The sequence below is a fragment of the Enterobacter cloacae complex sp. IR5418 genome, assembly GCF_049238105.1.
Lineage (GTDB): Bacteria > Pseudomonadota > Gammaproteobacteria > Enterobacterales > Enterobacteriaceae > Enterobacter > Enterobacter hormaechei.
Window position 1 is genome coordinate 1 of record NZ_JBMKHS010000013.1, and the last position, 15,782, is coordinate 15,782.

19 protein-coding genes are annotated in these 15,782 nt (G+C 44.3%); 8 read left to right on the forward strand and 11 right to left on the reverse strand.

The window, feature by feature from the left end; translation table 11 throughout:
* Nucleotides 1-297: 297 nt before the first annotated feature.
* Both ACOTX7_RS12070 and ACOTX7_RS12075 read right to left on the reverse strand, forming a co-directional pair.
* Nucleotides 298-531 carry a hypothetical protein gene (locus ACOTX7_RS12070; RefSeq protein WP_230201754.1) on the reverse strand — a complete coding sequence of 78 codons (234 nt, stop codon included), beginning with the start codon at nucleotides 529-531 and terminating at the stop codon, nucleotides 298-300.
* 39 nt (nucleotides 532-570) lie between these two features.
* The gene (locus ACOTX7_RS12075; RefSeq protein WP_023315838.1) at nucleotides 571-804 is read right to left on the reverse strand and encodes a DinI-like family protein; all 234 of its coding nucleotides are present in this window, start codon (nucleotides 802-804) and stop codon (nucleotides 571-573) included.
* Nucleotides 805-1,012: 208 nt separating this feature from the next.
* Between ACOTX7_RS12075 and ACOTX7_RS12080 the strand changes: the two genes are divergently transcribed.
* A complete protein-coding gene (locus ACOTX7_RS12080; RefSeq protein WP_221813553.1) occupies nucleotides 1,013-1,555 on the forward strand; it encodes a GNAT family N-acetyltransferase in 543 nt (180 codons plus the stop codon).
* 139 nt (nucleotides 1,556-1,694) lie between these two features.
* Here the strand turns inward: ACOTX7_RS12080 and ACOTX7_RS12085 are convergent, their stop codons facing one another.
* The 8 genes from ACOTX7_RS12085 to ACOTX7_RS12120 form a co-directional block, all read right to left on the reverse strand.
* Nucleotides 1,695-2,162: a GNAT family N-acetyltransferase gene (locus tag ACOTX7_RS12085; protein ID WP_045350068.1), complete on the reverse strand. Its 468-nt coding sequence runs from the start codon at nucleotides 2,160-2,162 to the stop codon at nucleotides 1,695-1,697.
* A gap of 369 nt (nucleotides 2,163-2,531) precedes the next feature.
* A complete protein-coding gene (locus ACOTX7_RS12090) occupies nucleotides 2,532-3,527 on the reverse strand; it encodes a YiiX/YebB-like N1pC/P60 family cysteine hydrolase (protein WP_421626085.1) in 996 nt (331 codons plus the stop codon).
* Nucleotides 3,528-3,754: 227 nt separating this feature from the next.
* Nucleotides 3,755-4,009, reverse strand: a complete 255-nt coding sequence (locus ACOTX7_RS12095; protein ID WP_180257225.1) for a DUF977 family protein — start codon at nucleotides 4,007-4,009, stop codon at nucleotides 3,755-3,757.
* Nucleotides 4,010-4,012: 3 nt separating this feature from the next.
* Entirely contained in the window at nucleotides 4,013-4,432 is a 420-nt protein-coding gene (locus tag ACOTX7_RS12100; RefSeq protein ID WP_221813555.1) for a PerC family transcriptional regulator, read from the reverse strand.
* 14 nt (nucleotides 4,433-4,446) lie between these two features.
* The gene (locus tag ACOTX7_RS12105; RefSeq protein ID WP_260630864.1) at nucleotides 4,447-4,992 is read right to left on the reverse strand and encodes a replication protein P; all 546 of its coding nucleotides are present in this window, start codon (nucleotides 4,990-4,992) and stop codon (nucleotides 4,447-4,449) included.
* Entirely contained in the window at nucleotides 4,904-5,962 is a 1,059-nt protein-coding gene (locus ACOTX7_RS12110) for a DnaT-like ssDNA-binding domain-containing protein (protein ID WP_248057990.1), read from the reverse strand. Before ACOTX7_RS12110 ends, ACOTX7_RS12105 begins: the two co-directional genes overlap by 89 nt.
* Nucleotides 5,963-5,998: 36 nt before the next feature.
* On the reverse strand, nucleotides 5,999-6,553 hold the full coding sequence (locus ACOTX7_RS12115; protein WP_221813557.1) for a toxin YdaT family protein: 555 nt from the start codon (nucleotides 6,551-6,553) through the stop codon (nucleotides 5,999-6,001).
* 2 nt (nucleotides 6,554-6,555) lie between these two features.
* Complete coding sequence (locus ACOTX7_RS12120) at nucleotides 6,556-6,783, reverse strand: transcriptional regulator (protein ID WP_221813558.1); 228 nt, start codon at nucleotides 6,781-6,783, stop codon at nucleotides 6,556-6,558.
* Nucleotides 6,784-6,914: 131 nt separating this feature from the next.
* Here ACOTX7_RS12120 and ACOTX7_RS12125 point away from each other — a divergent pair, with 131 nt between their 5' ends.
* From ACOTX7_RS12125 to ACOTX7_RS12155, 7 genes are all read left to right on the forward strand, one after another.
* On the forward strand, nucleotides 6,915-7,325 hold the full coding sequence (locus ACOTX7_RS12125) for a helix-turn-helix domain-containing protein (protein ID WP_045350084.1): 411 nt from the start codon (nucleotides 6,915-6,917) through the stop codon (nucleotides 7,323-7,325).
* A 296-nt stretch (nucleotides 7,326-7,621) separates the two neighbouring features.
* Nucleotides 7,622-7,888: a hypothetical protein gene (locus tag ACOTX7_RS12130; RefSeq protein WP_157986882.1), complete on the forward strand. Its 267-nt coding sequence runs from the start codon at nucleotides 7,622-7,624 to the stop codon at nucleotides 7,886-7,888.
* A gap of 437 nt (nucleotides 7,889-8,325) precedes the next feature.
* On the forward strand, nucleotides 8,326-10,806 hold the full coding sequence (locus ACOTX7_RS12135; RefSeq protein ID WP_221813559.1) for an exonuclease: 2,481 nt from the start codon (nucleotides 8,326-8,328) through the stop codon (nucleotides 10,804-10,806).
* A gap of 52 nt (nucleotides 10,807-10,858) precedes the next feature.
* Nucleotides 10,859-11,104, forward strand: a complete 246-nt coding sequence (locus tag ACOTX7_RS12140; protein WP_071785721.1) for an excisionase — start codon at nucleotides 10,859-10,861, stop codon at nucleotides 11,102-11,104.
* A complete protein-coding gene (locus ACOTX7_RS12145; RefSeq protein WP_221813560.1) occupies nucleotides 11,085-12,212 on the forward strand; it encodes a site-specific integrase in 1,128 nt (375 codons plus the stop codon). The genes ACOTX7_RS12140 and ACOTX7_RS12145 overlap by 20 nt, the downstream gene beginning before the upstream one ends.
* Nucleotides 12,213-12,522: 310 nt before the next feature.
* The gene (locus ACOTX7_RS12150) at nucleotides 12,523-12,708 is read left to right on the forward strand and encodes a hypothetical protein (protein WP_075210532.1); all 186 of its coding nucleotides are present in this window, start codon (nucleotides 12,523-12,525) and stop codon (nucleotides 12,706-12,708) included.
* A gap of 10 nt (nucleotides 12,709-12,718) precedes the next feature.
* Nucleotides 12,719-14,314 carry an anti-phage dCTP deaminase gene (locus ACOTX7_RS12155; protein WP_049023556.1) on the forward strand — a complete coding sequence of 532 codons (1,596 nt, stop codon included), beginning with the start codon at nucleotides 12,719-12,721 and terminating at the stop codon, nucleotides 14,312-14,314.
* Nucleotides 14,315-14,472: 158 nt separating this feature from the next.
* On the opposite strand, the gene icd is transcribed toward ACOTX7_RS12155, so the two are convergent.
* On the reverse strand, nucleotides 14,473-15,723 hold the full coding sequence (icd, locus tag ACOTX7_RS12160) for an NADP-dependent isocitrate dehydrogenase (protein ID WP_221255815.1): 1,251 nt from the start codon (nucleotides 15,721-15,723) through the stop codon (nucleotides 14,473-14,475).
* Nucleotides 15,724-15,782 lie beyond the last annotated feature (59 nt).

Genomic DNA, 15,782 nt, shown 5'->3' on the forward strand with positions numbered 1-15,782 from the left:
CACTACGGAAAGCTGAATATGGCGTTCTGAGCCTTCCCACCATGATCGGGGAAGACCCACATAAATACAGTGGTTTTATGCTATTCCCGAGCTGCTTTAAAGTCAATGTGGAAAGATACAAAAAACGAAAATTGGTAGTTTTTTATTATCTCTAAAACAGTAGGTTGGGAGGAGATATACGTATGAAAAGGGGATCATCTACAGAATGCCATGTAGTCGATTCCGAGAATGAGAACATAGAGTTATTGCTGCACCAACAACTCTATATTCAAAATTGAAATGTTTACTTGCCTGAAACTAACTTGACGGCAAATGAACACGATATCCTGCTTTTTCCAACATTTGGGTAAATAGCGTTGGTGTACCAATAATTTCTTCGTCCCGCAAAGGAGTAAACGACACCATATCCCCACGCCTATACATCAAAGCGCGGTCACAATCTGGAAATGAGTGCAGTCTCGCAACGATAACCCCATCGTTGCATCTGATAATCGCGTAGCCATTGTTAGGTAATTCTTCTTTTTGCTTCACCAATCTCCCCTCCAAACTGGAAAATTTCTGCATGCTGTTTCAATAAAACCAGTCGTCTGCACTTTCCCAGGTCTGCTGGAGGATTTCCTCAACCTTCTTCTTGGCTTCTTTTTCGCCACCGTAAACACTTAACCCATCGGAACCTGCGCGACGCACAATCAGACAGCACTCATCGAACTGACTCTGGAGTCGTTTTAATAATTCTCTCTCAAGTGCCGGGACTGCACCCTCTGGAAGTTCTTTAGTACGATCAATGGTTAATTCAACTTTCATAAGCGCCTCCACCACAAAAACTGTATGTTTATACAGTACACTTATGAAGAAGTTTGATCAACGCCTTAACAGCACGAATTGTTAAAGTATGATTGTGTTGTTTACAAACAGGACAGTGGGCGTTAATGTCGAAGCAAGTAATATTCACCCAATGAATTCTTCATTAAATCAGCACCATATAACTAATCTTTAATGGAATCGACAAGCCATGACAATAGCCATTTCACCCAGACTCATTCTTCGTTCTTTTAAAGAGAGTGATGCTTTAGCACTTCTGGATTATCTATCTTCGCCACGTACTCCCTGTTTTCAGGATGAAACGCTCAACTCAGTTGAGGATGCCGTAGATGAAGTATGCAGAAGGGCAAAAGATCCAAGCCAATTTGCTGTTTGCCTCAAAGACACCGACCTCCTTATTGGCCATCTGTTTGCAGAAAATAGTGGCGAGCCAGATGCTAATACGTGGTCCGTAGGTTGGCACTTCAATCAGCGCTATGAAGGGTACGGGTATGCAACAGAATCAGTTGGGGCCCTGTTTAAATATTTGTTTAACGTGAAACAGGCAAGGCGTATCTATGCGTACGTTGAAGACTACAACCTGTCCTCTCAAAGATTGTGCTCCCGCCTTGGTATGCGACAGGAGGGTTGCTTTAAAGAGTTTGTTTCATTTATTACGGATGAAGGCGAGGAAAGATATGATAATACATTTGTTTATGCCTTACTAAAAAAAGAATTTAAATCAACGATTTAATCTATATTTCAAGTGCTTATCACAGGATGTAATTTTTGGCTGTGCCATATAATTCCCCAGTGTGAAAGGAGCGGACATTCATTGTACTGGTTTGTTGAGCTCAAACAGGCAAACAATGCTGCCTGCTGCAGGTTATTTATTATTTTGCCAAATGTTTTCGCATCAGTGCATTTTCTAATGTAATTCCACGGCAAATAGGAAAACCTCTCTCCACTACATGAAAGCCGTGTCGTAGAAAGAACGCTTCCGCAGCCTTACTTACATTTGAAGTAAGCTCACTAGTTCCATGTTGCCTCGCTTCCTCATGAATGCAATTCATTAGTAACGTCCCTACCCCCTGTCCTGAATAGATTCCTGAGACATAAAAATGGTCAATGTACCCATTTGGTTGGAGATCTGCATATCCAGCTATTTCACCATCAAGCTCTACAACAAAAGGGCGTAGTTGCCTCATGTGATTGGCCCATTGTTCCAAGTCGATTTCTGCCGGGGCCCAAGCATCAATTTGTTCATGTGTGTAGTAGTCTGATGCGATGGTATGTACAGAAGAATAAAACACGTTAAATAATGGGATTTCATCCCCATTACGGAACCTTCTTATTTTCATAAAACCTCATTATGAAAGCTGCTTGTAGAACAATAGTACTTTTTGTGAGACAGGGTGTCATCTCCTCTCTCACAGTGGGCCCATGCCCAGTTAGCCAGTCCGTTCCGTACCAAATGCGGACGCTACTAATAACGTATGAAATATATAAACAATTAATAACGAAAAATACCAAAATTAAAATAGTTATTTATAATCAAGCAAGTGTGAGTGGTTGATACTTAACCACCCTTTACTTTACATTCCAGTAGATAATAATAGTTGCTAGCATAATTGTAACTATGTAATCTGAAGTTTAGAAACAAAATGCTATAGTAATAGCGTTTGATAGAAGCAATAATAATTAAATGCCAATTTATCATTTTAAAATATCTATCGTGACAATACAGAAATGGCTGTATTTTTCCTTAAAATATCAGTATCAATAAGTTTTTTGTATAAAATCATACTATCATAAAAGAAGGTAAGCTTGTATTTTTCATACAGAATAGTGTATAAATAAAATTCGTTAGCATGAACATTAGCTGCATCACTCCCAACATTATATACCTCATGAGCCAGACTGTTGATCTCATTGTCATTTAACTCCAATGAATTAATATAGTTCATAAAATCTTTTACATTATATCTCCATGAGTTTATTTTTAAGTCAAAGTGAGCATGTTCAAAGTAACCAAATTTATGTGCTGACGATGTAACGGAGTCATCAGCTTCAGGATGAATGATTAGGAGCTTAATTATGTCATGAATTGTTTGTATTTTTTTACCGTATATCCTCCTCACTTCTTTTATCATAGATACCGTACTATTTTCAATGATTTGTATTGGATTAAACTTTTTGGTGAACTCAATTTCCTCTTCGCTGGCAGGTTTTATGCAATCGGTTACCTCATAAAAAAAGTCAGACATCATTATTTGTTTTGGACTGCAGTAGTTTGGGTCTCTTACAATTATTTTCCCTGCAGCTTTGTACGATTGGGCAACTAGCCTAGAACAAAATTGTTTTTTACTAGCTATACTTGTAAACGGAATAACAACATAAATCGTTTCAAGTAAAGCATATACTGATAAAACTTTATTTCTTGCATATTCACAAATTTTAGACTGTTCCGCTGCGGTTAATTTTTTTTTGGGTCTGAAAACCTTAACTTTATCTTGTTTTTTAAATAGCAGTCGCTGGAGGTTTTTTGAATATACACCACCACTTACAGAATGAATTGTAGTGCCATTAACATATAACATTACATGGGAGAATTTGCTAAATGTAACCAGCCTAACGAACCAACTTATAAAACTTTTCTCAGAGGTAAAAATCACATCGCCAACCTCTAACTTTTCCTGCCTTATAATATATAATTTCTTTCGCATAATGACATTTAACTATTTAGTAAATAATAAGGGCGTGTTGATATTAACGCCATGATAAATCCTGCACCTTCATTTTTACAGCGTTTTATACATAGTGCAATCATTAAATGCTCCACTATTAAAATAGTTATTGCTGTAAATAATCTGAAGGTCCGCTCCTCGCTCAAAGCGGACCTTCATGAGCATAGAGATGCCGCGGTTAAGTGGCATTATCTTCTACATTCACCTTACTTTCTGGTGTGTGAGAAGCGTTTCAGGTCGAAATCGATAATTGTGCGTTGGTCACGGAAAATGCCGCAACGACCGTAACGGATCAATTCGTCCCGTGCAATGGCTATTCGTATGTATTTCTCTGCGGTGGTGCGATGCAGATCGAACATCGCAACGACTTCTTTCGTTGTGATACGGCCATGCTTTTTCACCAACTCAATGATCCTTGATATGATTTGGTTGCGTTCACTCTGTGTTTTTGGTCTCGGCATCGGTTACGCCCTCCCCGCCTGACGCAGGCAGTCTTTACGACGCTTGGCGATACGGGCGACCTCAACAGCACTACCAGCTATGCCAAACATTTCTGAATACACCGCAGCTACTCTTCGCCATAGGCCTTTTGCCTCAAGCGCCTTCGCTTTCTCCTCTGCGGCCTGCATCCTGACTGGATCGCTTTTTTCCGCCATACACGGAAGGATTACATCCGGAATATCCGCGTCTGGTACCACCTCGTATGTGTACTGAACACTATTCCGGGAACGAACGATCACACCTTGGTCGCTTAAGTCACGAAGCAATTTGCCAGCTGTTGCACCTGACATATCCAGTGCCTCTGCAACATCGCCTACGGCGCAGTTCGGTTGGTAGCGCACAAACACTGCTACCTGCTGTTTTTGTGTTAATGCTTTGGTCATTGGTCAATACTCGATTAGTTCGTTAAACCTGCCGCTTTGCGGCGTTGATATTCTTCCATCAGCAGCTGTGCCGGAGTTGGTCCTGCCGGATGCTGCGGTGCAGCTAGCTGTCGACGGATTGGTGGAACTGAAAGCCCGTTGCTTACGTGCTTCGTCCATTTAGTTAATAACTTCTCTGCCAGTTTTTTTAGTTCCCCCTCGGTCATCTGACGCTCAACACCAGTTCTGCGCATTTCGATGCAGATGTGATACAGCACCGGCTGCGGCCACGGATATTTGTCACTACCCGAAAAACGATACGACTCGTTACGCCAGCGACGGTATTCACTCATCATCCGGTCAGATGTCAGCCCGAACGGATTGGCACCACTCTCTGAAACCAGCGAAACGAACTCAGCAAGATCCGGGGGCCATGTATTACCTGCTGCGCAACGGTCCATACATTGCTGACAAACCAGTTTGATCTGGTCCTCAGTCATCGAACCTATCTGAGCTATCCACAGGGCCGTGGGTTCTGCCCCATTCTTCTGCGTCCAGCGGTTCGAGAAGATTTCCCCCATCACCTGCCATAACCGCCACGCCGTCTCCGTCGCCATCAAGTCCGTTCCGGCGTCGCCACTCTGCGTGTGCTGACTGTATTTGCTGAACAGCCCGGGATGCTGCTGGCTGTGGTCGAACTGATGCATTCTCGGTACCTCCCGTTTGTGGTGCTTTCAGAACCTTTGCGCGATCCAGGTGGCGAGCGAATTTCTGCTCCCACTGAATTTGATGAAACACTTTCCCTTCGGCTTGCCAGTAAGCGATGAAACTGCTCAGCTCGGCTTCAATATTTATGCCCGCCTTGATCGGCATGCCCCACAGGTTTGCTTGTCGTGCAAAGTCGGCTGTTGGATTCCAGTTTTTAAACATCCGGAATTTGCCGAATGGCTGCTGTTGCCCAAATCCGATACCTGGCTGATCCGGATAATCAGGAATAACAGGTTCGACCAGTTCTGTATGTGTGGGGTTTAGATCTTTATGGTTCCTTGGTAGATTCCGTGTCCCGTTTTTGGGACTGTTTAAAGGGAAAAATGGTACTCTTTGGTTAAAATCTGACCTGTTAACAATCCCGTTTTTGGTACCCTTATTACCTGAAAGAGTCCCGTTAATGGCACTGTTTGTATTAACAGTTCCGTTTTCGGTACGGTTCAAATCAACCGTACCGTTTTTGGGATCCTTTAAAGAGTTCCGGTTTTGGGTCTGTTCTGCATCGGGGATGCTTTCCTCAACACCGACCAGCTTGTACACAGGAATTTGCTTTGTCCTGCCGCGCCGTTCACCTGTGTCGACAACCAGGCCGATTTCCTGCAGATGCTGCAAGCCTGCAAGCACCGTCTTTCTGTCCATCTCAGTAGCCTCTGCAAGCGCAGCGACGGACGGGTAAGCGCACAAGTCAGCGCCGCACATATCAGCCAGCCAGGTCAGGATCGCCTTACTGGAGGATTTTCCGGTCTTAACTTTCTTGGCCCACCGCATTGCATCAATGCTCATGAAGCCTCCGGGTTGAATTCATTGGTCAAAACTCGATTAAAAAAATTGCGGCGCTACGGCGCTGATACTCGCCAGTAGTGGTCCCGCCGCGTCAGCAGGTAACAGGTTGAATAAAGCGATTGCCGCTTCGCGGATCTCCTTCTCAAGCTTTTGCAGCGGTGCGCCCAGCAACTTCGCCTGATGTGCCTCACTGCATTCTTTGATAGCGCTCGCCACCAGCTCGGCTTCCGTTCTGGCGTTACTGAGTCCATGCTTTCTGGCGATCTCAATGGGCATAGCGGCGACGATTGCCCCCGACAGTTGCATGATGTATGCGGTGTATTTTTCCGAACCACCTTCGTTTTTCAGATACCGGAATAAATTCTGCTTGTTGACCGCGATACCGCGGCCCCCTTCCTTCGCCCACTGCTCAGCCACCATCTGAGCGATTTTCTCCTGCGCCTGGCCGGGCAAAGTGGATTCCCACTCCCGAACTGCAACCTGTATTGAATGGTGCTTAAAGTTATCTCGCCGATGCGCCATAAACTGATTTTGAATTTTCAACTGTCCGGCCAAACGTTGGTTATGATATTGATATGTGGCTGACTGCATGATTAAGCCTCCTTCCGAGGTAAACCATCTTTTGGATTGGGATAAAGATCAGGACGTAATTCATTAGGAGTAACTTGCCAATCAACGGCCTTACTCACTTTGAGCACCAGCTCTCCGGGAATTTTGTTTTTAAACCAGCCGTTTACAGTTTGGGCTCTCCTTTTCATCCGGCGTCCTAGCTCAGCCTGACTGCAAATCGATAAGAGCTTTTTTTGAATTGATGTCTTCATCAGTTGTTCTCAGTAGTTAACGATGAGTGACAATAAAACAAATTAAATCGATATCGTCAAATTATTTCGATAGTAAGAGCTACAGAAAAAATCTGTATAATTGCTAATAACTAGATGAATTGGATGAAGAGATGAACTTCGGTAAGAGATTGCAAAAGGCGATAAAAGATCTCGAAATATCACAATCTGAGCTGGCACGCAGACTGGGAGTCAAGGCTCAATCTGTTAATGGCTGGTGCAATTCTGATATTTTACCCAGATCTGAAATACTGAACCTTCTTCCCGCTGCGACTGGGTATCCACTCTCATGGTTCTTTATGGAGGATGGTGAGACCCTCGAAGAGCACGATCCTTGGGCACCAAAACCAAAAGTTAAGCCGTCAACAGAACTTCAAGAAAGACTTCTGGAAGCATTCGAACAATTGCCGACAGATGATGAAAAAGAACGAATTATCAAGATAATAGACCTTAGACTTGAAGAGCTCGATAATTTTGCAAAGACTTATCTGCAGAAACGTAATCTGATCCCGCCAACCAAATAGCCTTTCTTTTAATTCACCCTCTTGTGCTCGGGTCATCAATGACCCTAGGTTTTTCTCGCCCCCAACTATCGATTTAATTTGACACATATCGATTGTATTGATAATAATATATCTATCGCAACGAGTCATCGAGGCAGGACGCCCACGAAGTAGCTGCCGGCGGCATACGAAACACCGGATGAGATGGCAAGACAATCGCGCAGCAGGTTTAACGTTCCGCTAGCCGGCGATAAGGCGAAATTAGTGAGCCCCCTTGGGACAAACGACACAGGGGTTAAATATCAAGGTAGGAAATAATGCATATCGAAATTTTCAGAATTGAAGGGCGAGCTTGTTTACTCATATCCCCCATCAGAATCTCTGTAGCGGAGCGACTGGCTTCCGCCATGGAAAACAGCGAAGTCGTTGCAGCTCTTGGTGCTTATTTCACACCCGTTGGCGAGGCACCAGTTGGTGAACTCGTTGGGCTCTATTTCTACTTTGATAACCTCGATACCGCTGCGTTCATAACGATCAATCATCTGATTGAAACGGATAAGCCAATCCCGGTAATCGTCAGGTAGAACCCACGAATCTGTCAGTAACTCTATGCAGGAATCATATTGGTCGCGGTTTTTGAACCAATAAACACTTATTGGACGGGTTGCCATTTTTATGTCCTTGCAGGCTGATTTCAGATTTCAGGATAGCACTGAGACTGAGGTGGTTAAAAGGCAGGCATTAACAGGAGAAGATCAACTATGACCGATTTCGCTAGAAAACCAGCACGGTGCCAGGCCGTACATCTACCCTATTTTTGGGTGGTAGTCCGCCGCATTTGCTACGCCCTCGCTCAAAAAGGCGATCCCAGCGCTTCATAAAGCACAAAACCCGCGCAAGGCGGGTTAAGTACCCGGTCAGCCGACCAAAGCTTTCCGGAATCGAGTTTTGACCAATGACCACTACCCAAGGCGGCAATCACTAGCTGCGGGTATCTTACAACCAAAATTAAGGACCCGATATGGAATTCTTTCATTTAATCAAGGCAACACAGAAATCCGGCAAAGAAGATGCCGTTATCTGGTTCACTGCTAAATCAGAAGCGCGAGCCAATTTGCAGCTGGATGTTGAGCTGGAAGATGCTGGCATTGAAACCGGCCGGGGCAAGGATTATAGCAAGCCTGTCCGTACCGATTTCCCTGTTTACAACGACCTGCCGGAAGAAAGCACAGTGGATTACACCTGGTGCAAACGCTACGAACTCCAGGACGATGGACACACCTGGCTGCCAAAGGCTGGTGCTGAGTCTACTGGAGCCGTGGACAATACTGCAGCACCGGAACCGACCGTTAAAGTCGAAGCTACCGTCGAGAGTGTTCCTCTTGAAAACCGCACTCCAGCGGTGCGTTTTGCCGTCCACCTGATCAGCGACAAATACCAGTCACATATCACTAAAGAGCAGCAGCTGGCTGCCAGCGAAATGTCACTGGATGAAGGCAACACCTATCTCCAGAACCTGCTGCTGGCGAAGAACGACATCCCTGAAGTAGTCGAACTCAGCCTGAACGCTGAGTGGAAACTCGTTCAGGCGATTAAGCAGGTATTCGCGCCAGATGTAGTTCACGAAACTGAAAATATCGCTGCATTCATGGCTGACTGGGCTAAAGCAGATGCCAGCGATCGCAACCAAATAGTGGAAGCCTGGCGCAGCGGCAAATTTACCCATGTGAAATCTGAAAGCACCAGCGAAACCGACGTTATAGCAGGTCAGGGTCTTGAACCTGATAACGGTATGCAGATTGACGAGAATGATGACGAAACCACACGTTATCCAGTCGTTCGCATGCCCTTCCGCAAGCAGCTACTCGCCCAGTTCACCTCCGACGAACTGCGCCACCACATTACACGCGATGAATACGAAGGTATCAGCGCGCTGGAGATGGACACTGACAATAGCTATGTCCAGAACATGCTGCTGGCGGCAGAAAACTGCGAACAGGTTAAGGGTTACGACACCAAAGACCTGTGGCGCTATACCGACGCCATTCGCAAAGTGTTCAGCCAGGAAAAGCGTCACGAACTCGCTTTGGTTCTCCGATTCACCAGAATCTGGGCGGCGACTGATTACATAGACCGCGGCCTTCTGGTAAAAGAATGGGCCAAAGGCAATCGCATTGCAGAAATACAGCGTACTGAAAGCGGCACGAATGCTGGCGGAGGCAACAAGACCGACAGAAACCCTGACCTTAAACATGATCTCGACACTCTCGATTTAGAAATTGCGCTGGCCACGTTACCAATGGATTTCAACATTTATGATATCCCTGGTGGTGTTTTCCGTCGGGCAAAAGAGATCGTTAGTAAAAAAGAAAGTCCATTCAAAGAATGGTCTAGAGCTCTTCGCGCGACTCCGGGGGTTTTGGATTACTCCCGTGCAGCTATCTTTGCACTTATCCGCAGCGCTCACCCAGAGCATTACCTTTATCCGGCACGTCTCAGCGGATTCATTAACGCGAACCTGACTGAAAGCGATCATTCTGCTCCATCAGACGAAACTCTTGCGGCTGCGCGCCATAACCCTGAGGTGAGCTGGACAAACGAGATATTGACTGATTCTGCTTTTGAAACTGGCGGCCAGAATGAAGGTGCACAAGTCGACGGCGGCACGCTGCCGGTTCTCGAAAAAGTTGGTAATGGTCTTTTTTCTATTGAAGGGCTAGCCACCAGCAACGCTGTAAATGTCCAACAAAATACCGCGGCGGAGTACGTTGATAATGTGCAGATGGAAGAAACTTGCAATGATGAAATCCCGAACAGCTCTGCGTTATCAGAAGGCTCGAAAGAATCTTTCTCAGGCACAAGCACTACTGAAAATTATAGCAGCACAGCTGCCATAAATAATGATTCCGGTCATCATAACCATGCCGAGACTGAACTGCTCTATACACACCTTATGGTCGACATTGAAGCTTTTGGCAAAAAGGCTGATTCACCAGTCGTATCTATCGGAGCCGTGTTCTTTAATCCATCTACAGGTAATACCGGTTCGGAGTTTTACAAAGTGATTAGTCTGGAATCTGCCATGGCCAGCGGCGGGGTTCCGGATGCATCTACCATAATCTTCTGGCTTAAAGCTTCGCCTGAAGCTCGTTCAGAGTTAGTGATGGATGATGCTATTCCGCTCGATGACGCCTTGCTACAGCTAAATGAGTTTATAGCTGAGAATGCGGCTAACGGTCCTGAATCTGTACAGGTCTGGGGGAATGGTGCCACTTATGACAATGTCCTGCTTGAGGCATCTTATGACCGGACGGGGATCCCCTGCCCATGGAAGTTCTGGAATAACCGGGATGTAAGAACTGTTGTCGAGTTGGGTAAAGCCGTTGGCTGCGAGCCTCGCTATGAGATCCCATTTGATGGAGAACCTCACAAGGCTATTTCGGATGCTCTTCATCAGGTCAAATACGTGTCAGCAATCTGGCAGCGTCTGACTGAACACTGATTTTTTAATTTCAGAAAATGGCCCTGATATGGGCCATTATGAGGTAAATCACATGCTTCAAATGCTGACTTTAGAAGAATGGGCTGCGGAAAAATACCGGAGTAATCCTCCAAGTTTGAATACTTTACGCCGATACGCTAAAGAGAGCATGTTCACTCCCCCGGCCACCAAAGAAGGAAGATACTGGCGGGTAAGAGAAGATGCCGAGATTACAGGTAATTTAACCCAGCCCGTTATTAAAAAATCTGATTCTCCTATGCTTCAAAGGATACTGTCTGATGGCTGCCCGACCACGTAAAAACAACGTTAAGATACCTAATCTTTATCCACTCTACAGTCGTAAGGTAAATAAAATCTACTGGCGGTATAAGCATCCCGTTACAGGTAAGTTTCATAGTCTTGGAACTAACGAGGCCGAAGCAACAGCAATAGCAATCGAAGCCAATGAGCGACTAGCTGAACAGCGCACCAGGCAGGTTTTGGCTATAAGCGACAAGATCGCCTCCAGCAAAGGAAAGGCGATAACAACAAATACGTGGTTAGATCGTTATTGGAAAATTCAGGATGAAAGACTGGAGAACGGTGATATCAAGCCGAACACTCATAAGCAAAAGGCTAAACCAGTAGCCCTACTTCGTGAGAGCGTGGGAATGAAATTGATTTCATCCGTCGATGTTCGGGATGTTGCCCAGATACTGGAGTCCTATGTTGCAGAAGGTCAACCAAGGATGGCCCAGGTAATCCGCTCTGTTTTAATCGATGTTTTCAAGGAAGCCCAACATTATGGCGAGGTACCGCCGGGTTATAACCCGGCCCTTGCTACAAAACAACCGCGTCGGCGGATTAGCCGACAACGTCTAAACCTCGACGAATGGAAAAAGATTTTCGCGATAGCTGATGCCCGCCATCAATACATGGGAAATGCAATGCTATTGGCGCTCGTTACTGGTCAGCGCCTCGGGGATATTTCCAACATGAAGTTTAGCGATATTTGGGATGACCATCTGCATGTCGTACAGGAGAAGACGGGGAGCAAGCTTGCGATTCCCCTATCACTTAGACTTAACGCGATTGACTGGAGTTTGAGGGAAGTAGTTGCGCGTTGTCGTGACTATGCAGTGAGTCCATACCTAATCCACTTCTTCCGGGCAACCTCAATGGCAGAACGAGGTGCACAGGTAAAATCGAACACATTAACAATGAATTTCAGTAAGGCTCGTGAAAAAGCAGAAATAAACTGGGGGGACGGCACGCCAGCAACCTTCCATGAACAACGATCTTTAGCTGAGCGTCTGTACGAAGCTCAGGGTATCGATACCCAAAAACTTCTGGGACATAAATCGCCTAATCAGACAGCGCGATACCATGATGATCGAGGAAAAGGCTGGGTTAAAATATCAATATAATTCAGTCATTTAATTAAAAAACCGAGATAAAAGAGAATGCTACCCAGTAAACGCGTATATTCGTATGCTTCTGATATTATTAGTTTAATTCAAAATAGGTCAGAGATTTAACATAATTATAGCATTTGCATATTTTCCTTGAAAAATCTCCACGATCATGGTAACTCCAACTGGACGAATTTGACTAACGAGGAAAAAACATGATTTGCTGCACATAAATTTACCTTATTTCCCTTCACAAAAAGGGGCAAAACTTAGATTTTGTAGTAGAATTAGCATTAATTGTTTTTTTAATAGTAGGATAAAATAAATGAGATTAATAACATTTGACAATATAGAATCAGCTGAGGTCGCTAATGAGCTTGTTGATACTATCCGTGTCGAATGTATAACTAATATAAACTCAAATGTTATTTCATTTGAAAATATAAAACAAGAAAGAGAAACATTAGAAGCTTTTGTTGAAATTATGAATACTGATATAATATTTGATTAGGACTACAGCAATGGCAGAACCGGCTAAAAAAAACCCTCCAAAGAGAGAATTAAAAAGCGAAACAACCTCTGTTTCATCAATGGATTTCCTTGAATCACGGCAATCTAAAGATATCTATTTAGGGCTATGTGGGTATGTCGGATGTGGCATGCGTACCATAAAAGAAATAACAGAAGAAATATCAAGAGATTGGCGTTACAATGTTGTTCATATTCGCGTTAGCGCTCTAATGGAAAGCCCGATATATTTTGAATTACCAGCCATAATGGCGGCTAAAAGTCTTAAAACAAATAGACATTTAAAGTTACAAGAAATAGCTAATGGCCTGCGAAAATATTATAATAGAAATGAACTGCTAGCGGAAGCAGCTATTGCAGCAATAGCTGCTGAAAAGAAAAAAATAGATTACAGCAATGAGAACTATAAAGGTACAGTTTTCATAATAGATCAATTCAAACGCCCTGAAGAAGTAGAGTTATTTAGAGTTATATATCAGCACAACTTTTATTTAATAGGAATTTTAAGAGATCTTGATTACAGAATTCCTAACCTGATTGCTGATGAGTCAACGAAGGACGATTTACATTTAATTATAAATATTGATAATAAATCTAATGACATCCATGGACAAAGAACTGGTGACACTATTCTAGACTCAGATTTTTTCATAAAAAATAACTTCAGTCAGAAAAGTGAAATTAAGAAAAAGATCGAACGTTTCTTTGGATTAATTCATGGTAAGAATGGGCTTACACCGTCATTAAATGAAAAAGGAATGTATGCCGCTTATGCCACGTCACTTCAATCCGCATGTCTATCTCGTCAGGTCGGGGCTGCATTACTCGATGAAGAAGGCAATCTATTAGCTGTCGGTAAAAATGATGTGCCTAAGGCTGGAGGCGGGTTATATTCGAGCGATGACTTTGATGGTGATCACCGTTGCGTTCATAAAAGTGGTAAATGTTACAATGACACAAACAAATTAAAGATTAAAAATAGAATAAAAGAAGTACTGTCACGTGAAGTGAATGCTGTATTAGGTATTACGGCTGGACAAAGTGTTGCTGATATAAATATATCTAGGTTATTAGGAAACTTAGGACATATAGCTGATAGTTTATACAAAGATAGTAAAATATCTTCAGTCATGGAGTATTCAAGATCCATACATGCTGAAATGGATGTCATTACAACAATGGCACGTAAATCTTCAGGTGATACAAAAGGCAAGATACTTTATACAACAACTTACCCTTGTCATAATTGTGCAAGGCATATAGTTGCGGCAGGTATAAAAAAAGTAGTTTATATCGAACCTTTCGACAAGAGTTTAGCGCTTGATCTTCATAATGATGCAATTACTAAAAATGAAGAATCATCTAAAGTCTCTTTTTGTGATTTTGAAGGAGTATCACCTCGTCGTTATAATAAATTCTTTAGACCGACTGATGAACGTAAAGATAGTTCTACAGGTAATGCTAAAAAATTTAACGTTCGGTATAACAATCATATAGATGTACAGTATTTGGATGACTACAGAAAATACGAGTCAGCTGTAGCACAAAAATTCATCAAGGAAGTATCAAAACCTGAGGAGCCTATGTAAATGGGTTCAGCGCCAAAGTTTTAAAATCAGCGCTTTATCCTTGCAAGGATCGGCTGTTTTGATAAAAAGTTTTGATAAAATTTTGATAACCGTTCGAAAACTATAAAATAAAAACGGGAGCTTGATGGCTCCCGTTCTTGTTTAATCCAGTCTCTGGATTACATATTCGCGATAATCGCGTCGCCAAACTCTGAACATTTCAGCAGCTTAGCGCCTTCCATCAGACGTTCGAAATCGTAAGTTACGGTTTTGGCGTTGATCGCGCCTTCCATACCTTTCACGATCAGGTCTGCGGCTTCGAACCACTCCATATGACGCAGCATCATCTCTGCGGACAGAATGATAGAGCCTGGGTTCACTTTGTCCTGGCCTGCGTATTTAGGTGCAGTACCGTGCGTTGCTTCGAACAGCGCGCACTCGTCGCCGATGTTCGCGCCCGGGGCGATACCGATACCACCCACCTGTGCGGCCAGCGCATCGGAGATGTAGTCACCATTCAGGTTCATACACGCGATCACGTCATACTCAGCAGGACGCAGCAGGATCTGTTGCAGGAACGCATCGGCGATCACATCTTTAATGATGATCTCTTTACCGGTGTTCGGGTTCTTAATTTTCTGCCATGGGCCGCCGCCGATCAGTTCACCGCCGAACTCTTCGGTCGCCAGCTGGTAGCCCCAGTCTTTGAACGCGCCTTCGGTGAACTTCATAATGTTGCCTTTGTGAACCAGGGTCACAGAGTCACGATCGTTGGTGATAGCGTATTCGATGGCTGCACGCACCAGACGCTTGGTCCCTTCTTCGGAGCACGGCTTAATGCCGATGCCGCAATGCTCAGGGAAGCGAATTTTCTTCACGCCCATCTCTTCGCGCAGGAATTTGATCACTTTTTCTGCATCAGCAGAGTCCGCTTTCCATTCGATACCGGCGTAGATGTCTTCTGAGTTTTCACGGAAGATAACCATGTCGGTCAGTTCCGGGTGCTTAACCGGGCTTGGCGTGCCCTGGTAATAACGCACTGGGCGCAGACACACATACAGATCCAGTTCCTGACGCAGCGCCACGTTCAGGGAGCGAATGCCGCCGCCTACTGGCGTGGTCAGAGGGCCTTTAATAGCAACGCGATAGTCGCGGATCAGGTCCAGCGTTTCGGCTGGCAGCCAGACGTCCTGGCCATAAACTTGAGTCGATTTTTCACCGGTGTAAATTTCCATCCAGGAAATTTTACGCTCGCCTTTGTAGGCTTTCTCAACAGCGGCATCAACCACTTTCAGCATTGCCGGGGTAACGTCTACACCGATACCGTCACCTTCAATGAACGGGATAATCGGGTTGTGAGGAACGTTAATCTTGCCGTTTTGCAGGGTGATCTTTTTACCTTCCGCCGGAACAACTACTTTGCTTTCCATTAACCTCTCCTTCGAGCGCTTCTGGTTGTTACTGATCTTATGTTAATAAATTGTAATGA